General features: G+C 55.7%; 14 protein-coding genes. 4 read left to right on the top strand and 10 right to left on the bottom strand.

The features are described 5' to 3' along the window. The first annotated feature begins 232 nt into the window (after nt 1-232). Nucleotides 233-1,192 (top strand): NAD(P)H-dependent flavin oxidoreductase, encoded by a 960-nt coding sequence (locus tag HZU72_RS22085; protein ID WP_180095955.1) that lies wholly within the window; start codon nt 233-235, stop codon nt 1,190-1,192. A gap of 16 nt (nt 1,193-1,208) precedes the next feature. On the opposite strand, the gene HZU72_RS22080 is transcribed toward HZU72_RS22085, so the two are convergent. The 6 genes from HZU72_RS22080 to HZU72_RS22055 all read right to left on the bottom strand — a co-directional run bounded on the left by HZU72_RS22080 (nt 1,209) and on the right by HZU72_RS22055 (nt 10,168). Beyond that, on the bottom strand, nt 1,209-2,327 hold the full coding sequence (locus HZU72_RS22080; RefSeq protein WP_180095953.1) for an acyl-CoA dehydrogenase family protein: 1,119 nt from the start codon (nt 2,325-2,327) through the stop codon (nt 1,209-1,211). A 7-nt stretch (nt 2,328-2,334) separates the two neighbouring features. Further along, nucleotides 2,335-3,528: an acyl-CoA dehydrogenase family protein gene (locus HZU72_RS22075; protein WP_180095951.1), complete on the bottom strand. Its 1,194-nt coding sequence runs from the start codon at nt 3,526-3,528 to the stop codon at nt 2,335-2,337. 1 nt (nt 3,529) lies between these two features. Continuing rightward, the gene (locus tag HZU72_RS22070) at nt 3,530-4,948 is read right to left on the bottom strand and encodes an enoyl-CoA hydratase/isomerase family protein (RefSeq protein ID WP_180095949.1); all 1,419 of its coding nucleotides are present in this window, start codon (nt 4,946-4,948) and stop codon (nt 3,530-3,532) included. Between the two features lie 61 nt (nt 4,949-5,009). Next, nucleotides 5,010-7,019, bottom strand: coding sequence for a TRAP transporter permease (locus HZU72_RS22065; RefSeq protein WP_180095948.1), 2,010 nt, complete (start codon nt 7,017-7,019; stop codon nt 5,010-5,012). 50 nt (nt 7,020-7,069) lie between these two features. After that, nucleotides 7,070-8,230: a TAXI family TRAP transporter solute-binding subunit gene (locus HZU72_RS22060; protein ID WP_180095946.1), complete on the bottom strand. Its 1,161-nt coding sequence runs from the start codon at nt 8,228-8,230 to the stop codon at nt 7,070-7,072. A gap of 237 nt (nt 8,231-8,467) precedes the next feature. After that, entirely contained in the window at nt 8,468-10,168 is a 1,701-nt protein-coding gene (locus HZU72_RS22055) for a SulP family inorganic anion transporter (RefSeq protein ID WP_180095944.1), read from the bottom strand. Between the two features lie 265 nt (nt 10,169-10,433). Between HZU72_RS22055 and HZU72_RS22050 the strand changes: the two genes are divergently transcribed. Then, nucleotides 10,434-12,095, top strand: coding sequence for a methyl-accepting chemotaxis protein (locus HZU72_RS22050; protein ID WP_180095942.1), 1,662 nt, complete (start codon nt 10,434-10,436; stop codon nt 12,093-12,095). Here the strand turns inward: HZU72_RS22050 and rarD are convergent. Next, nucleotides 12,066-12,974, bottom strand: a complete 909-nt coding sequence (gene rarD, locus HZU72_RS22045) for an EamA family transporter RarD (RefSeq protein WP_180095940.1) — start codon at nt 12,972-12,974, stop codon at nt 12,066-12,068. The genes HZU72_RS22050 and rarD overlap by 30 nt on opposite strands. A 72-nt stretch (nt 12,975-13,046) precedes the next feature. On the opposite strand from rarD, the gene HZU72_RS22040 reads away from it, so the two are divergent. Together HZU72_RS22040 and HZU72_RS22035 are read left to right on the top strand one after the other, a co-directional pair. Further along, nucleotides 13,047-13,859, top strand: a complete 813-nt coding sequence (locus HZU72_RS22040; protein WP_180095938.1) for an amidohydrolase — start codon at nt 13,047-13,049, stop codon at nt 13,857-13,859. Between the two features lie 2 nt (nt 13,860-13,861). Then, nucleotides 13,862-14,566 (top strand): pseudouridine synthase, encoded by a 705-nt coding sequence (locus HZU72_RS22035; protein WP_180095959.1) that lies wholly within the window; start codon nt 13,862-13,864, stop codon nt 14,564-14,566. A gap of 152 nt (nt 14,567-14,718) precedes the next feature. Here the strand turns inward: HZU72_RS22035 and HZU72_RS22030 are convergent, their stop codons facing one another. From HZU72_RS22030 to HZU72_RS22020, 3 genes are read right to left on the bottom strand one after another with little or no spacing between them, the layout of a single operon-like run. Then, complete coding sequence (locus HZU72_RS22030; protein WP_180095936.1) at nt 14,719-16,302, bottom strand: ABC transporter ATP-binding protein; 1,584 nt, start codon at nt 16,300-16,302, stop codon at nt 14,719-14,721. Then, nucleotides 16,295-17,371, bottom strand: coding sequence for an ABC transporter permease (locus HZU72_RS22025; protein ID WP_180095934.1), 1,077 nt, complete (start codon nt 17,369-17,371; stop codon nt 16,295-16,297). The genes HZU72_RS22030 and HZU72_RS22025 overlap by 8 nt, the downstream gene beginning before the upstream one ends. Nucleotides 17,372-17,373: 2 nt before the next feature. After that, nucleotides 17,374-18,447, bottom strand: a complete 1,074-nt coding sequence (locus HZU72_RS22020; protein ID WP_180095933.1) for a microcin C ABC transporter permease YejB — start codon at nt 18,445-18,447, stop codon at nt 17,374-17,376. Nucleotides 18,448-18,488: the final 41 nt, after the last annotated feature.

Raw genomic sequence — 18,488 nt, 5'->3', positions numbered from 1 at the left:
CCTGCCCGAGCTCGAGAGCAAGCTGTAACCGCTTCTGGCATCCACTTATTGGTCGGAACAACCTGTAGCGGGGGTCTTTCGCCAGGGATGGCGAAAGTAGCGCCCATGGATGGGTTCACAGTGCCCCCGCGTAGGGTTGTTCCGACCATGCCATTGCAGTGTGACATCTTCTTGAAAGGCCCAGTGGGGCCTTTTGCAGCTTACCTCACAATAACAACCAGCGAGTTGCCCCATGCTAACGCGCCTAACCGCCTCATTAACCCTGCCAATGATCGGTTCCCCGATGTTTATCGTCTCTGGGCCTGAATTGGTGATTGCCCAGTGCCAAGCGGGCATTCTGGGTGCTTTCCCCGCCCTCAACGCCCGACCTGCTGACGTATTACGTGAGTGGCTACAGCAGATCACTCAAACCCTGGCCGACTATGACGAGCAGCACCCCGATAAACCCTCAGCGCCCTTTGCGGTTAACCAAATCGTGCACCCCACCAACGATCGCCTAGAGCACGATGTCGCGCTATGCGCCGAGTTCAAAGTGCCTTTGGTCATCACTAGTCTGCACGCGCCTAATCAAGTGGTGGAAAAGGTGCACGCCTATGGCGGGCTGGTGTTTCACGATGTCACCACGTTACGGCATGCCAAGAAAGCGATCGATGCAGGGGTCGATGGTTTGATACTGGTGTGCCATGGTGCTGGCGGCCATGCCGGGCGGTTAAATCCCTTTGCGTTTGTGGCCGAAGTGCGCCGCTTTTACGACGGCCCGTTAGTGCTGGCAGGGGCGATTAGCAAAGGCGAACAGATCGTTGCCGCCCAGGCGCTAGGCGTGGACTTGGTGTATATGGGCACGCGCTTTATTGCTACCCAAGAGGCAAACGCTCAAGCGGCCTATAAACGGATGGTGCTGGACGCAGCGGCAGGCGACATTGTCTATACCAACCTGTTTACCGGCGTGTACGGTAACTATCTGCGGCAAAGTATTGAGCAGGCGGGATTGGATCCTGATGCGCTGCCTGAAGGTGATAAAACCTCTATGCGTTATGGCTCAGGGGGGAGCAGTAAGGCAAAAGCGTGGCGGGATATCTGGGGTGCAGGACAGGGCGTGGGCGGTATTGCCTCTATGCGCAGCGTGGCCGAAGAAGTGGCCACGCTGCGTGCAGATTATCAAAAAGCGCTGGATCAATTTCGGCGACTTTGACGAAATGCCGCCGCTTTCAGGCAGCAGTTAACAGATCGCTGACCGTTTCGAGATGGTAGTCGCTGTCGCCCAGGTAGTGATCGAACATTACCAGGTGCTTGGCGTAGTTAGCGACATAGCACTCTTCGGTCATACCTATTGCCCCATGCAGCTGGATCGCCTGTTCGGCAATAAAACGAGCCGATTCACCACAGTAGGCTTTGGCCGCGGCAACTTTGTAATCCCGTTCGCTGGCTGGTAGCGCGAGACTAGTGGCGGCTAAAATCGCCATGGAGCGGGACTGCTCCAGATGCAGGTGCATATCGACCATACGGTGCTGCAGGGCCTGGAAGGTCGAAAGCGGCAGGCCAAACTGCTTGCGCTCTTTTAGATAAGCAAGGGTTTGGTCGCAGGCCTCCTCCATTGCGCCGATGGCTTGGGCGCAGAGCGCTGCCCGGCCAACGGCCAGTACCTCCGCTAGTACATCGCTAACATCTTCACTCAGGCAGTTAGTTAATGGCAGCGTGACGCTGTCCAGCGTCAGATCACCGGCGGGCTGGTCGTCGATAGTGCGATATAGGTTCGTCGATGTGCCCGGTGCGTCAGCCGGTACAATAAACACTCCCAGCTTGCCGTTAGCTAATCGAGCGGTGACCAGCGTTGCCGCTGCGGCTTCAAGGTTTAGTACCACATCTTTTCGACCGGTTAGCTGCCATTGGCCATCTTGCTGGGTAGCTTGGGTAGCTACCGAAAAGGCATCGTAGCGGGCGCCAACCTCTTGCCAAGCAAGCGCCAACTGATGCTCACCTTCAAGCAATGGGGCTAGCCACCGGGTTTGCTGTTCGCTGTTGGCGGTAAGCGCCAGCAGTTGGCCGGGCAGCACTAGGCCAGCCAGATAGGGCTCGGGCACTAAGCCTCGTCCGAATGCCTGCATAATAATCATCAGGTCGGTGCCATCGCCCCCTAGCCCGCCAACGTCTTCGCTGAAGGGCATATGCAGTAGTCCCAGCTCGGCAAAGGTGCGCCATAGTACAGAAGAGCCGTTTGGAGCAGCGGCCAGCATAGCGCGGCGCTGCTCGGGGTAAACCTGGTCGGCCACCAAGCGGGTGAGCGTATCTTCGAGCATGCGTTGCTCGTCGGTTAAAGCAAAATCCATGGTGACCTCACATGTTTAAAATGGTTTTGGCGACGATACTTTTTTGTATTTCATTGGCGCCGCCATAAATCGACAGCTTACGACGATTGAAGTACTGAGCGCTGGCGGAAGCTTTTTGGGTGCGCTCGTCATCCAGGCTGTCGTCGCCATGCAGGAAGTCGGGAAAGAATGGCAGCGCAGCAGGGCCAAGGGCGCGACGGGTAAGCTCACTTAGCTCTTGTCGAAGCTCAGACCCGCGTACTTTCAGCAGCGAGCTCTCTGCGCCGGGCACACCGCCATCTCGGGCAGCGGCAAGGACGCGCAGGTTAGTTACTTCCAGCGCCATAAGTTCGAGTTCCGCTTTCACCACCCGCTGACGGAAGCTGGGTAGCTCCATCAGCGGTTTACCACGATGTTGAATCCGGCTCGCCAGGGACTTCAAGTGGCGCAGCGCCTGCTTGGCGTGACCAAGCCCCGCAATCCCCGTACGTTCATGGGTGAGCAGGAACTTAGCGCAGGTCCAACCCTGGCCCTCTTCACCGACACGGTTGTCTACGGGTACCCGCACGTTGTCTAAAAAGATTTCGTTAACTTCGTGGGCGCCATCAAGGGTAATAATTGGCCGCACGGTGACACCCGGTATCTGCATATCAATCAGCAGAAAGCTGATGCCCGCCTGCTTCTTGGCGTCTGGATCGGTGCGCACCAGGCAGAACAGCTTATTGGCGTGCTGGCCCAGGGTCGTCCAGGTTTTCTGACCATTGACGATATAGTGGTCGCCATCGCGCACGGCGCGGGTATTTAAACCCGCTAAATCAGAGCCTGCCCCGGGCTCTGAGTAGCCTTGGCACCACCAATCCTGGTTGCTCAAAATGCGCGGCAGGTAGTGCTGTTGCTGCTCGACAGTGCCGAATTTCATGATGACGGGGGCCACCATATTAACGCCGAAGGGCACGACCGTAGGCGCATGGGCCGCGGCGCACTCTTCGTCGAAAATATGCCGCTGTACCGGCCCCCAGCCTGGGCCGCCGAACTCTTTTGGCCAGTTCGACGCTAACCAACCCTGTTTGCTAAGAATATTCTGCCAGCGCAGGTAGTCATCAGCGCGCAGATGGCGGCCCAAGCGCACGCGCTGGCTGATATCGCTGGGCAGTGCATCGGCTAGAAAGCGGCGTAACTGTTCGCGAAATGCCTGCTCTTCGGGGCTAAAGGTAAGGTTCATGCTATACATCCATAGCTGCAGTTGAGAGCGTGGCCTGGCGGTGTGGCCCTCCTAGATGACGCGGATAGCCAAACGCTTCCACCGCGAGCAAATCGATGTCACTTTCCCGGTAGCAGAAGCCCTGTTCCGACATATTGACACTCACCTGTTCAAGCGCTGACTGCTTCTCACTGGCTGCAGCTTGCTGAATGGCAGCATGCATCGAGCGAAGCATGCTTTTTTGCTGGCTGACCACGATGTTTAGTCGCAACGCTTTAAGCGTGAGTGCGGCTCGATGCTGAATAAGTGGCTCTGCGCTTACGTTGATTAGCTCAGCGATATGGCCATTTTCAGCAATGATCAGGCTTAGCGCATTATCGCTGGAGCTGCCGGTGCCAATTTCTTCCAGTGCGACTACAGGGCAATTTGCGGGGGAATCCTGAGTAGCATTCGGTGCCAGTAGACAAAGTTCGGTGGCCTCGTTGGACGCGCTGGTTAAGCTAATGCCCGCCTTTTGTGCGGCTTTCTGCAGACGTTCAAAGAGCGGATGCTCGCCGACCAGCGCCACGTGTTTAAAAGCACTCGCTTTCTCAATATTGGGCACCAAGTGGGGGCTGCGTGCGGCAAAAAACAGATGAATAAGCCCGGCGCGCTGGGGGGAGTCCATACAGGCTAGAAACAGCTCCCGCTCGCGGCGTAATCCAGCCTCAAGTGATTCGGCTTCCACGCAGGCCTGAATCGCTTCAACAATGCGAAACGGCGAGAACAGTTCGGGAGATTGTTGGTTAAGCCGATCCAACGTTGCAGTGATGGCCTGGGGATTCGCCGCTGGGGCAGAAAGCTGGCCGGTGATGCGGGGTGTTAGGGTGCCTGCCAGCACTTCCTGGGCGGCGGCTAAGCCCGCTTCAAGGGGCGTTTGAGCGTTGCTGATAGCATCGATAATACCCGCCTCAAGCGCTTCTTCAGCCTCCACAAAACGCCCGCTGGTAATCATCTCTAATGCGCGCTCAACGCCAACTAAGCGTGGCAAACGCTGGGTGCCTCCCGCGCCAGGCAGTAGGCCCAGCTTTACCTCTGGTAGCCCTAAGCGGGTTCCCGCCAGCGCGATTCGGTAGTGGCAACCGAGTGCCACTTCCAAACCGCCGCCCAGGGCCGTGCCGTGCAGGGCGGCGATCAGCGGTTTTGGGCAGGCTTCCAGGAGGGTAATCACATCGGGCAGCAGAGGAGCTTGAGGCGGCTTACCAAACTCACGAATATCCGCCCCGGCAATAAAAGTACGGCCATCGGCTAGCACGACCAGCGCTTTAGCATCTGCGTCGGCGATACCCTCTTTGAGCGCGTTGACTAAGCCGCTGCGCACGGCGTGCCCCAAGGCATTAACCGGCGGGTTAGCAATTTGGATAACGCCTATATCACCGTGGCGCTGGTAGTGAACGGACATAGTTAGGCTCTCGTATTTCGTATGATAGTGAATTGAAAAAATAACCTTGGCGTTCCATCTGTTAAGCAGCAGAGGCGCTATGCGAACGCTGATGGTGGCGCTGGCTTAAGCGTGCCATCAAAACGCCGGGCACTAGCGCAGCAAGCGCGAGGCCGATCAGTTCCCACTGGCTAAGAGGCACCATTCCACCGCCAGGCAGTGCCAGCAACAGCCCCGCGATCAGTACCAGGGCGCGAATAATGATCTCCTGCAGTGCGCCATAGCCCAATCGGCCAACGCCCATCAGGTAGCCCTGCATGGCAGAGGCAAACAGAATGATGCCGATCACGGCCTGTATAAAGACAGCCACGATCACCAGTGGTGCGCCCTGCATAATCAGCGCGGGGTTGAGTACGAATAGGAAGGGAATAAAGTAGATCACGCTACCCAGCCGCATGGCCTGCAGGCCCGTTTCCATAGGGCGGGCACCGGCCACGGTGGCGGCGGCAAAGGCCCCCAGGGCGACCGGCGGAGTAATAAAACTCAGCATGCCCCAGTAAAGGATGAACATATGCACCGCCATGGGATCCAGTCCTCCGCCTTGAATCAGCGCGGGGGCTAACGCAACGGCTAGGAAAATATAAGCGGCCGTCACGGTCATGCCGATGCCGAGCACGAAGCTGGTAACGGCGCCCATAATCAGCAGCAGCGGCACGCTGCCGCCAGCAATATTGATAAAGTCGTTAGCAATGGTGCCAGAAAGACCGGTCATAGAAAGCGCACCGACCAGCATGCCCACGCCGGCCAAAATAGCGATGAGCTCGGCAAACAGCTTGGCGGCAGACGACAGCGTGTCGGCCACGTCCTTCCAGCCCCAGCGGTTATGCTTGGAAAGCTGGTTCAGCACTAACAGCAGAGCGGTGGCGTAGAAAGGCGCTACGGCTTCGCGCTGCATAATCAGCAGCATCCAGACTAATAACGCGAAGACAAAAATAAAGTACCAACCCTCTTTGAGGGTTTGCCAAAGCGAAGGCAGCTCAACGGCGGGTAAGCCTTTAATGTCGTGGCGCGCCGCATAGGCATCAATCTGAATAAACAGACCCAGGAAATACAGAATCGAAGGAATGACGGCGGCCAGCGCCACAGCGGAGTAGGGAATGTCCAAAAACATCGCCATGACAAAAGCGGTGGCGCCCATAACAGGGGGCATCAATACACCGCCGGTTGAGGCGCAGGCTTCTACACCGCCTGCAAAGGAGCGGCTCATACCGATACGACGCATGGCGGGAATCGACAAAACACCGGTGGTCAGTACGTTACTGATCACGCTGCCGCTCATGGAACCCATCAGGCCGCTGGAGAAAATCGACACCTTCGCGGGGCCGCCGCGCACATGGCCCAGCAGCGCAAATGCCAGGTTGATAAAAAACTTACCGCCGCCACTTTTTTGCAGCACGACACCAAACACCAAAAAGCCGATCACCAGGCCCGCGAACGCCTGCAGCGGCACCCCCATGATGCTTTCGGTACTCATGGTGTGGTACATAGCGGTCTGTTCAAGAGTCGAAGGAAACGCCTGGATAGGGCCGGGGACGATATCCGCCACCAGCGGGTAAAGAGAGAAGACACCCGCAATGATAGCAATCGGTAAACCGCCTGCCCGGCGAGCCGCTTCGATAATGAGCAGCCAGTAGGCATAGCTGGCATAAATGGCGATCTCTGGCGCAGAAAAGGCCCAGCCGCGCTCCAAAATAGGTACTGCGTTGTAAACAAAATAGCCGCCAACGATAAGCGTGAAGGCGCTCAATGTGTAGTCGTACCAGGGAATAGGCTGCTCTTGTTGGCGACTGCGCATGGGCCAAAGCAAAAACACCAGCGGTAGCAGTAGCGCTACAACGGCGTAGTAGAACTGCGTCTCCAGACCCGTAACGAAAGTCATTAAGCCAACGTTAAACAGATAATCCAGAGTCATCGCCATCAAAAAGACGGTGACCGTGGCGGGTATCCAGCGCAGCGCAGGGGGAAGCTGACGAATTTGGCTGATCTTTTCTTTAACCTGCTGATTATTGGCAGGCGAGGTATCTGTGGTCATGGGAAACATCCGTCAAACAGCAGGGGCGGCAAGTGCCGCCCCGTGGCGTATCACTCAAAGATTGGCTCGAAACCGGCATCGCTCAGCGCGGTGGCACGGGCTTCCATCCAGTCGGCAGTAAATGCCTCATCATCACTGGGTGCGTCTTGCATAAAGCTTTCCCAAGCGGTTAACAGCACGTTCTGGCGTTCAACGAGTTTGTCCTGGTGGTCCTGCATTTCATCAGTCCATACATCAATTTCTTTGTAGTACTCTACGACCGCATCGTGGAACGGCACTACCCATTGAAGATCTTGTTGCTCTAGTGCATAGCCAAGTGCGCCTGGAGCGTTGTCTTTATAGTCATCAAAGTTTTCCTGCATCGCTTTAATCAGCCCATAAGCGACGTTGTCTTCCAGGTCTTGATTGGCCACTACAATCGGGTATGGGTAGCTGGCGCTTGGTACGGGGTTGTCGGCGCTAATACCTCCAGCGCCTGTGGTAATTTCATGGGGACGAAAATAGGGGGCAACTGCGGTTAGGCGCTCCCAGCCTGCTTCATTTTCCGGGTCCAGTACTGGCCAACTAATGCCGCGCGGACTGCTGGCCAACTGCTGGGCTGGTGGGGTAACGGTAGTAGTAAACGAGGCATCTACATCACCAGCAATAATGCCGTCGAAAGAGCGCCCGTAGCCGGGGTAATCAATCCGCTCAACGTCATCCCAGGTCAAACCGCCAAAGGCTAGATACGCCTCAGTACCTTTATTGAGGGCATCGTCGCCACGGATATAGGCGATGCGTTTGCCCGCCAAGTCAGCGGGCGTTTCAACGTCCAGGTCGCCCGCGACCGCAAGGGAGAGGCCAAAAGAGGCGGTGGAAGTGGTAATGACGCGAAGTGGCTGAGGGCCCCAGTCACGGTCTGCAAACATCATTACACCTTCTGCACCGTAGTAGCTGGCGATCCCGCAGGCGCAAAGGTCAACGCGGCCCTGCTTAAGCGGCGTCATGCGTGATACATCGTTATCACCCGGCAGAATGCGTACTGACGAATCGTATTTGTTCTGCAGCATATTGCCGATGGCGACGGCTTGGGCATAGCCACTTGAGTTGGTGCCATAGGCTGTCCAGGCCATGGTGCCTGGCAGTTCAATTTCGTTGGCGTGGCTGACTGCTACGCCGAGTAGCGATAGAGGTAAGGCGGCAATAAGTAGGCGTTGAGCGAAGGGACGCATTGGGATGCTCCTTTATTGTGGTTGTAGTGACGTTGATGGTTATGGCTAGTTGCTTGCTATTTGACTTAGAGTGTTTTGCTCTGCGGTATTGTATTTTGCTAAATGGTCGAGTGATAGTAGAGAAGCCGCTGGGTGGCTGTCAATGCCGTTGTTAGCAGCGGCGTCCGTTAGTCAACAACCGGCATAAAAAAACCAGGCAATTGCCTGGTTTTCAGAGTAATGGTGAGTGCTATCCAGCTACGAGAATTCTCGCCAAGCGGCGTAGGTGCTTAGAAATACCCGTCCGGTAAGCGCATCCAGGAAGTCACTTTTCTTAAGTTGATCCATCACCGGGCCTTTGACCTCGGATAAATGCAGTTTTACATCGGAGTCTTTTAAGCGTGCGTTGATCGCATCCAGGCTCTCTAACGCCGAGGCATCGATCAGGTTGACCGCCGAACAGATCAGCACAACGTGCTCAAGCTCGGGTTGGCTCGCCACCAGGTTATAAACGGTATCTTCCAAATAGCGTGCATTGGCAAAGTAGAGGCTCTCATCGATGCGCAAGAGGGCAACGTTATTGACCGTTTCGACATCGTGGCGGGTAGTGTTTCTAAAGTGTTCGGTACCGGGCACGCGACCTACCAAGGCGCTATGGGGACGGCTGGTGCGGTACAAAAACAGCGCAATAGAGAGAGTCACGCCGCTGATGATGCCGGCTTCAACGCCTTCGCCCAGCGTTAGTAAAATCGTTATCGCCATGGCGGCAAAGTCGCTGCGGGAGTAGCGCCAGGTTTGGCGCAGCATGGGGATGTCTACCAGCGTCAAAATCGAAACGGTAATCGTCGCGGCCAGGGTCGCGATGGGCAGATAGTAGAGCCAACCGGTAAACGACATGGTGACCAGCGCAATACCTAGCGCCGCAAAGGCACCAGCGGCAGGTGTTTGCGCACCCGCATCGTAGTTAATAACGGTGCGGGACAACCCACCGGTTACCGGCATGCCACTGGAAAACCCGGCGGCTAAATTGCTGGCACCCAGGCCCACCAGTTCCTGATTGGGAGAGATGCGCTGGCGCCGTTTAGCGGCCAACATCTGGCCCATGGAGACCGACTCAACAAAGCCGACCAGGCTAATCAGCAGCGCAGGGATTAGCAGGGCCCGCCATAGCGAGTAGTCTGCCCAAGGGAAGCTTAACGTGGGTAAACCACCGGGAATTTGCCCTACCACGGAGACGCCTTTATCGGCCAACTGCCAATGCCAGGTCACTAGGGTGGTAATGACAACCGCAAAGACCGGCCCCGCTTTGGCGATCAAGTCCGATAGGGTATTTGGCAGACCCATTTTGTGCAGGGTGGCTTTACCTTGGCGCCGCATGGCAATCAAGAACAGTAGGGTTCCACTGCCAATCAATAAGGTGGGTAAGTTAAGGGTGGCTAAGTTGGGCAGCAGAGTAATAAGGCGCTCCACCAGGGTAAAGCCACTACTCTCAACCCCCAGTAAGCTGCCGAGTTGGCTAGCCGCGATCAAAATACCCGATGCCGTTAAGAAGCCGGAAATAACCGGGTGGCTGAGGAAATTACTGAAAAAACCCATCTTCAGCAGCCCCATAACGACCAACATGCCGCCGGAAAGCAGTGACAGAATCAGTGCTGCCTGTAAGTAGGTCTCTGTGCCTGCGGCTGCTACCGAGGAGAGCGCGGCACCAGTCATCAGCGCGATGATCGCTACCGGCCCGACCGCGAGGGTTTTGCTGGTGCCAAACAGGGTATAGATCAGTTGCGGCAGGATGCTGGCGTAGAGGCCCACTACCGCGGGTAGCCCTGCTAGCAGCGCATAGGCCAGCGATTGGGGAATGACCATCACGGTGACGATCAAGCCCGCCAAAAGGTCGGCCCCCAATAGGCGTTTATGGTAGTGGGGGAGCCATGTCAGGATCGGCAAGTAGCGCTTTAGCATGGGGTCCTGGTGTTGTAGAAGTGGCAGAACCAAGAGAGTAAGGGATATTCCATTTTATTGCAGTGCTTATATTCATTTTCACTGCGGTAACCCAATGATGACCAAGTGCTTATAGGATTTGTATCTTCTCCAAAAGTGCTACTTCCTTCCCCCAAAGTGCTACTTCTTTCATAAGCATTACACGCTAAGCTTAGTCGCAAAGGGGGTTGAGCCCCCAGAAGTAGTATTTTCGATACTCAATAACATCAATAAAAGAGTACAGCTCATGCGCTTACTGCGATTGTGTGTTCCGGTGCTGTTTGTAGTGCTGTCGATAGGGCTTGCCATGCAAGGCGGTCTGTGGCGTTATTTGGCACTTCTATTCGCCGCGCTAGGCGGTGGCGCTATGCTACTCAGCGTGCTGGAAGGCGTCTACCGAGCCGACCAACGTCGCCTGGAACAGCAGCGGTTTGGCTTTAAGCCGCTGCGTGATTACCGTTCGCTTCGCGCCATGGCCTACCGGTTAATGAACCGCGCTAGCAGCACCGCGATTGCCTCGGCAGAAGTGTCACACTATGCCGACCTGATGGATCAGCGTCTCTCAAAGCAAGAAACCATGGCCCGTGAAGCTTCATCGAGCATGAAGGCCATTAATGCAGCCATTATGCAGGTGAGTGCCAGCGCCAGCCAAGTGGCAGCGCTAGCAGAGAGCGCCCGGGAGGCCAGTCATCACAACCATGCTGAACTGGACGATATTATTCAGGACATGAGCGATGTTGCCGACCGCTCAAACCAAGCGCTGGAAATGCTGACCGCGCTGAACGATAAAATTGAGCGTGTGCGTAACGTTACCTCCATGATTGAGGATATCGCTGAACAAACCCATCTGCTGTCGCTCAATGCTTCAATTGAAGCGGCCCGAGCGGGTGAACACGGACGAGGGTTTGCAGTCGTCGCCGGAGAAGTGCGCGACCTAGCACTCAAGACCTCTACCGCGACGCAAAGTGTCGATGAGCTGGTTAAGGATATGCATCAGAGCGGCCAGTCGGTCGTCGCCACTATGGGCCATTTAATGACCCGTATCAGCGAGCGCTCCAAGGGGCTGCAAGTGGTTGGCAACAGTCTGGGTACGATGACTCAAGAATTCGACCAGGTGCAGAGTGAAATTACCCGTGTTGCTGATGCAATGGAAAACACTCGCCAACATAGTCAAACCGTGGCGGACAGTCTGGGCCAGTTGGAAGATGATGTAGATGAAGGCAATCGTAATATGCATGATTTGGCCGAGCAGGCCCGAGCATTGATGGAGGCTGCAGAAGGAGTCGATGGTGAACTGGCTCAGCAGCATCTAGAGGGCCGCCACCAGCAGGTATTCCACGCTGCACGATTAACCGCCGATAAGTTGGGTAAGTTGCTGGAAAAAGCGATTGCCAGCGGAGAACTTTCAGACACCCGCCTGTTCCAGCCCCACTATGAACAGATTCCGGGTACGCAGCCGCCGCAATATAAAACCGGCTTTGATAGTTTCACTGATAGGTATCTGCCCGATTTGCAGGAACCATTGCTCACTCAGCTAAGCTTAAGCTATGCCATTGCCTGTGACCGTAAAGGCTATGTGCCGACCCATAACAAAGCAGTCAGCCTCGCGCCAACCGGTGACTACGCGCACGATTTAAAATTCTGCCGCAACAAGCGCATTTTCGATGACCCGACAGGCAGCCGTTGTGGGGCTCATGAAAAACCGCTGCTACTGCAAACCTACAAGCGCGATACCGGCGAAATCATGCACGACCTCTCTGTGCCGGTGTATGTGCAGGGTAAGCACTGGGGCGGTTTCCGGGTTGGCTACCAGCCTGAGCGTGATATAGCGGCTCCCCCAGCGTTGCAGTCAGAGGCCGCCCTAGTCCCCCCGCTTGCACTAACCAGCCGTAGCGTAGCGCGGGCGTGATTGCCATGCCGACCAGGAGTAGAGCGCGAGCCCGGCCCAAATAAGCACAAACGTTGCCAGCTGGATAAGGCCAAGGGGCTCGCCGAACACGGTTAAGGCAATTAGAAACTGGATGCTGGGGTTGATGTACATCAAAAAGCCCAGGGTCGCCAAACGCAACCGGCGTGCCGCGCCGGCAAAGGCCATTAACGGCAGCGCGGTCAAAGCCCCACTGGCGATCAGCAGGCCAGTCGATGACGTATCTTGTAGAAAATGCGAGCTGCCGTTCCAGCTTAACCAGCTCAAGGCGATCAGGGCGAGGGGGAATAGGAGTAGGGTTTCCACAAACAGGCCTGATAAACCGTCCAGCGGCACCTGCTTACGAAACAGGCCGTAACTGCCGAAGCTTAACGCCAGTAGTAGACTAAGCCAGGGCAGCTCGCCAAGCATTACGAACTGTGTAGCAATCGCGATACTGGCCAAGCCCAGTGCGACCAGTTGCAACTTTGCCATCACTTCCCGAAGTACCAGCATACCTAGCGCGACGTTCACTAATGGCGTTAAGAAGTAGCCCAGGCTCGCCTGCAATACCTGCTTTGACTCCACCGCATAAATATAGATACCCCAGTTAAACGCAATCAATAGCGCACAGGCCAACACCCGACCAAGCCGCTTGGGTTCCCCCAAAGCGGTGACAACGGGCGGCCAGCGGCGCAGCAGGGTAATCAAGCCGACCAGAAATAGACACGCCCAAATGATACGGTGAATCAATATTTCAAAGGCGGGAACGCCGTCAAACAGGGCAAAAAATAGCGGAAAGCAGCCCCACATGGTGTAGGCAGTTAGCCCAAACATAACGCCTTTGACGGCATCAGGATCGCGTGTTGGGGTAGGAAGCATAGCAGCCTCATTATTTAAAGATGCTAATCTAGCATAAACGTTGCCTTGAGACTGACGAATTGGAGGTGTTAAGTGAGTCAACTTAGGAACACGCTAGTCCAGTGCGATCTGCGCTGGGAAGACCCCCAGGCCAACCACGCCCATCTTGAGAAGTTGCTGGGCGAGCTGGATAGCCGCGATACGGATCTTATTGTATTGCCAGAGATGTTTGCCACTGGCTTTACCATGAACTCCCGCGAAATGGCCCAGCCGATGGCGGAAAGTCAAAGCGTTGCCTGGCTACAGGCCCAAGCGAAGGCGCGCAACTGCGTGATGACCGGCAGCGTGGCGATCGAAGAGGACGATGAGTTTTATAATCGCTTGATTTGGGCAACTCCAGAGGGAGAGTTAACCCACTACGATAAGCGCCACTTATTCCGTATGGCCGGTGAGCATGAGCGCTATGGCATGGGCAGTGAGCGTAAAGTGGTAGAACTCAATGGTATTAAGCTACTACTGAGCGTTTGCTACGACCTGCGTTTTCCGGTGTGGATGCGCCAGCAGCCAGCAGAAGGGGAGCATTTCGAGTATGATGCGCTGCTGTGTATCGCCAACTGGCCAGCACCGCGTCGTCATCCATGGCGTACGCTGCTACAGGCCCGTGCGGTAGAGAACTTAAGCTATGTAATTGGCGTTAATCGCGTTGGAGAAGATGCCAAAGGGCTTGCTTATAGCGGCGACTCCCTGTTGGTCGACTTCAAAGGTGAAGCGTTAATTGATAAACCTGCCCATACCCCGTTTATAGAGACGGGCACGCTGGATAAAACTGCCCTTGATGCTTTTCGTGAAAAATTCCCTGCCTGGCAAGATGCCGACCACTTTAAGCTGCTGCCAGGAGTGGGTTAATGATGCGCCTTGATCGCTTTTTGAGTGAAACATCACCGTTAACCCGCAGCCTCGCCAAGCGGGCACTCAAAAATGGCGAAGTGACCCTAAACGGTGAGCCGATCAAACAGTCGGCAACCCAAATCGATACCGAAAACGATGTAGTGGTACTCAACGGCGAGCGGTTGGCGCTGGTAGGGTTGCGCTACATTATGCTGCACAAGCCCGTTGACGTTGAGTGCAACGCCCGTCGCGGGCTTTACCCGCGGGTGATCGATCTAATTGATCTGCCCAAAGCTGATCGATTACAGCCGGTAGGGAGGTTAGATGTGGATACCACGGGACTGCTGCTATTAACCGATGATGGCCAGTGGTCGCACCGTGTCACGTCACCGCGCCATCGCTGCGCCAAGGTGTATATCGCCGAGCTAGCGGAACCGATGGAAGGCGCGACAGCGGAGTGGGCGATTGGTCAAGTCGCCGATGGCCTGATGCTGGATGGAGAGGAGACCCCGACGCAGCCCGCAATACTCAGGCTGCTTTCGCCCACCCAGGCAGAACTCACCATTACCGAGGGGCGCTATCACCAGGTGAAGCGTATGTTTGCCGCCTTGGGCAATCACGTGAACTCACTGCACCGCAGCTCTATCGGTGACTTAGCGTTGGATGCCAACCTGGCGCCCGGCGAGTGGCGAGAATTAACCGTCGACGAAATCGCGCTTTTCTGAGTCCTTGCTTAAGTGCTCTATTAGCCGCTTCCCACAATGGTAGGCGGCTTTATTTTATCCGAATATTTATACCGTTATCTTTTGGTTCTGTCATTAATAATGCAAGTATCTTGGCTTGATAAAGTTAGTAAATCCGAGTTCGTGAGTCAGAGCTAGTGAGTCAGATGCGCAGCGGCAATCAGCGCTTGAGTATAAGCGTGCTGTGGCGCTGAAAGCACCTCTAGGCAGGGGCCTTGTTCGACCACTTCGCCATCCTTGAGCACCATAATACGGTGTGCCATGGCACGCACAACGGCTAAGTCATGGCTTATGAATAAATAACTTAGCTGACGGCGTGCCTGCAGATCGCGCAACAGGGCGACTAGCTGCTTCTGCACGGTACGGTCTAACGCCGAGGTTGGCTCATCCAGCACCAGCAGTTCCGGTTCTAAGATAATCGCTCTTGCTACGGCAATTCGCTGGCGCTGACCGCCGGAGAACTCGTGTGGGTAGCGCGCGGCACAGCTCTCAGGCAAACCTACCTCGTGCAGCGTTTGATTAACCCGCTGGGCGACTTCTTCAGTGGTGAGATGAGGGTGGTGAAATCGCAGCCCTTCACTGACGATATCAAACACCGGCATACGCGGTGAAAGCGCGCCATAGGGGTCTTGAAACACCATCTGCAAGCGGTGACGGTGGCGACGTAACGCATCGCCGGTTAGGGCGCTTAGTTTATCGTTGCCAAGGGTAACATCGCCTTGGCTAGAGACTAGCCGCATGACTGCTGAGGCCAGCGTGGTTTTACCCGAGCCGGACTCACCTACAATGCCCAGGGTTTCCCCTGGTGCTATTTGGAAATCTATTGGATGTACCGCCACAAAAGCGGGGGGTTGGCGCTTAAATAAACCAGTTTTAGGACGCTTAAAGCTCACGCTCAATTGACGAGCGGTCAGTAGCGGCGCTGCATGCTCTATAGTTTGGGGCCTACCTTCCGGCTCAGCGGCGAGTAGCGCTTTAGTGTAATCGCTTTGCGGGTGTTGAAAGACCTGCTCCACTGGGCCGATTTCCTGAATGCGCCCCTGGTACATAACGCATATGCGATCGGCATGGCGGCGCACCAGGTTTAAGTCGTGGCTGATAAACAGCATACCCATGCCATGGTGATCGCGCAGTTCACACAGCAGAGCAAGAATCTCTTGCTGTACCGTGACGTCCAGCGCGGTGGTAGGTTCATCGGCAATGAGTAGTGAGGGATTGTTGGCAATCGCCATGGCAATCATCACCCGCTGGCGCTGCCCACCCGAGAGTTGGTGGGGCCAGGCATCCAACAGTTCATCCGGGCGCGGCAGTTTCACTTGTTCCAGCAGTTCTTTGCAGCGCTCACGGGCCGCATGTCCGCGTAGCCCTTGATGCAACCGCAACGCCTCAGCAATCTGCTTGCCTACCCGATGCAGCGGATTGAGCGAGGTCATCGGTTCCTGAAAGATAAAGCCGACGCGGTTGCCACGCACTGTGTTCCACTCAGTTTCCGTTAAATTGGCCAGATTGGTATCACCCAGCCAGCGTTCGCCTTGAACGCTGGCATTACTGGGCAGCAGGTTCACCATGCCCAGTGCCGATACCGATTTACCCGAGCCGGACTCACCGACAATGGCCAGGGTTTCACCTGCATGGAGGGTGAGTGAGAGTGAGTGAACCACCGGGGTGTTATCGAAAGCGACATCAAGGTGTTCAATGCGCAGCAGGGGATTAGGCATGCTGACTCTCCTGGGCTGGGCCTGCTTGGCGCTGTTGTACGTGGCGGGGGTCAAAGGCGTCGCGCAAGCCCTCGCCGATAAATACCAGCAGTGACAGCATGATCGCCAGGGTCATAAACGCCGTGATGCCCAGCCAAGGGGCGTGCAGATTGTTTTTGCCCTGGGCCGCCAGTTCACCTAGCGAGGGAGCACCCGGCGGTAGGCCGAAGCCGAGAAAATCCAGAGCGGTCAAGGTGCCAATGGCGCCGGTAAACAGAAATGGGATAAACGTCAGCGTGGCGACCATGGCATTGGGTAGCACGTGACGCCACATGATCAAGCGTGACGGCAAGCCCATGGCTTTGGCCGCGCGCACATACTCCAAATTGCGTGCACGCAGGAACTCGGCACGCACGATATCCACCAAACCCAGCCACGAAAAGAGCAGCATAATCCCCAGCAGCCACCAAAACCCCGGCTGAACAAAGCTGGCTAAAATAATCAGCAGGAACAGCACCGGTAAGCCGGACCAAATTTCAGTAAACCGCTGACCAATTAAATCAATTTTGCCGCCAAAGTAGCCCTGTACACCGCCCACCACCACACCGACGACTAACGATCCTGCGGTGAGTACCAGTGCAAAGGCTACCGAGAGTCGAAAGCCATAAATCACCCGCGCGGTCACATCCCGCCCTTGGTCATCGGTGCCTAGCCAGTGGCGGCTATCCGGCGGAGCCGGAGAAGGACGGGTCATATTCATATCCAGGGTCTGGTATGAAAACGGAATGATGGGCCATAGCGCCCAGCCGTGATCATCAATTTGTTGCTGAACAAAGGGATCCAGATAGTCCGTTCGGGTCGGTAGAAAACCGTCAAACTCGGTTTCTGGGTAGTCTACCAGCATGGGAAAGTACCACTGGCCGTCATACTGCATGATGATTGGTTTGTCGTTGGCAATTAGCTCGGCAAACAGGCTAAGGATAAACAGCGTGGCAAATAACCAAAGTGACACCCGTGCACGACGATTGGCTTTAAAAGCGGCCAGTCGACGGCGAGTAATAGGCGATAAACGTGATGATAAAGAGGCCATTATCACGACTCCCGAGTCGAAAAATCGATACGCGGGTCTACCCACACGTAGGTCAAATCGGAAATCAGCTTGAGGATTAAGCCGATCACGGTATACAGGAATAGGGTGCCAAAAATTACCGGGTAATCCCGCTGCATGACCGCTTCGAAGCCGAGCAGGCCCAGCCCATCCAGGGAGAAAATCACTTCGATAAGCAGCGCGCCGGTGAAGAAAATGCCGATCATTGCGGAGGGTAGGCCCGCGATAATAATCAGCATGGCATTGCGAAACACATGGCCGTAAAGCACGCGCCGCTCGTCGGCGCCCTTGGCGCGGGCGGTAATCACATACTGCTTGTGAATCTCATCAAGAAAGCTGTTTTTGGTTAGCATCGTCAGTGTGGCAAAACTGCCAATCGAGGCGGCGATAACCGGCAGTGTGATATGCCAGAAGTAGTCTTTGACCTTGCCCCAGGCTGAAAGCTGGTCGAAGTCGGGTGAGGTCAAACCGCGTAAAGGGAATAAGTCCCAGTAGGTGCCCCCGGCAAACAGGACAATGAGCAGGATGGCAAATAGGAAGCCCGGAATGGCATAGCCGACAATCACTAACCCCGAGGACCAGACGTCAAACCGGGAGCCGTGGCGTAGCGCCTTTTTAATGCCTAAGGGGATAGAGATTAAATAGACCAGCAGTGTCGTCCACAGCCCCAGTGATATGGAAACCGGCAGTCGCTCGATCATCAGCTCGGTGACTGGGCGGTCGCGGAAGAAACTGGTGCCAAAATCGAGGGTGAGGTAATCCGCCATCATGCCGATAAAGCGTTCGTGGGCGGGTTTGTCAAAACCAAACTGCTGCTCCAGCTGTTCGATAAAGCGTGGGTCAATACCTCGGGCTCCCCGGGAGTCATCGCTGACTTGGACGTCGGCGCCACCCATATCCAAGCGGGTGCTGGCCATGGCGTCGGCGCCTTCAAAACGCGCCAACATCTGATCAATTGGCCCGCCCGGCGCCGCCTGAACAATAATAAAATTGAGTAGCATGATCCCGAAAAGGGTCGGAATCATTAGCAGCAGTCGGCGTAGGGTATAACGGGCCACAGAGTACTCCGAGGTTTATGACGATGAAACCGTTGAGGACA

The sequence above is a fragment of the Vreelandella sedimenti genome (assembly GCF_013416325.1).
Lineage (GTDB): Bacteria > Pseudomonadota > Gammaproteobacteria > Pseudomonadales > Halomonadaceae > Vreelandella > Vreelandella sedimenti.
The sequence above is the reverse complement of the archived record's forward strand: the minus strand, read 5'-3'. Positions and strand labels throughout refer to the sequence as shown.

What these genes read in the sequence shown, in the direction of transcription:
- HZU72_RS22060 (WP_180095946.1), bottom strand. Translation starts at nt 8,230, where the DNA reads ATGCGTCCCTTCGCTCAACGCCTACTTATTGCCGCCTTACCTCTATCG.
- rarD (WP_180095940.1), bottom strand. Translation starts at nt 12,974, where the DNA reads ATGCTTCCTACCCCAACACGCGATCCTGATGCCGTCAAAGGCGTTATG.
- HZU72_RS22085 (WP_180095955.1), top strand. Translation starts at nt 233, where the DNA reads ATGCTAACGCGCCTAACCGCCTCATTAACCCTGCCAATGATCGGTTCC.
- HZU72_RS22080 (WP_180095953.1), bottom strand. Translation starts at nt 2,327, where the DNA reads ATGGATTTTGCTTTAACCGACGAGCAACGCATGCTCGAAGATACGCTC.
- HZU72_RS22070 (WP_180095949.1), bottom strand. Translation starts at nt 4,948, where the DNA reads ATGTCCGTTCACTACCAGCGCCACGGTGATATAGGCGTTATCCAAATT.
- HZU72_RS22065 (WP_180095948.1), bottom strand. Translation starts at nt 7,019, where the DNA reads ATGACCACAGATACCTCGCCTGCCAATAATCAGCAGGTTAAAGAAAAG.
- HZU72_RS22025 (WP_180095934.1), bottom strand. Translation starts at nt 17,371, where the DNA reads ATGGCCTCTTTATCATCACGTTTATCGCCTATTACTCGCCGTCGACTG.
- HZU72_RS22050 (WP_180095942.1), top strand. Translation starts at nt 10,434, where the DNA reads ATGCGCTTACTGCGATTGTGTGTTCCGGTGCTGTTTGTAGTGCTGTCG.
- HZU72_RS22030 (WP_180095936.1), bottom strand. Translation starts at nt 16,302, where the DNA reads ATGCCTAATCCCCTGCTGCGCATTGAACACCTTGATGTCGCTTTCGAT.
- HZU72_RS22075 (WP_180095951.1), bottom strand. Translation starts at nt 3,528, where the DNA reads ATGAACCTTACCTTTAGCCCCGAAGAGCAGGCATTTCGCGAACAGTTA.
- HZU72_RS22035 (WP_180095959.1), top strand. Translation starts at nt 13,862, where the DNA reads ATGCGCCTTGATCGCTTTTTGAGTGAAACATCACCGTTAACCCGCAGC.
- HZU72_RS22055 (WP_180095944.1), bottom strand. Translation starts at nt 10,168, where the DNA reads ATGCTAAAGCGCTACTTGCCGATCCTGACATGGCTCCCCCACTACCAT.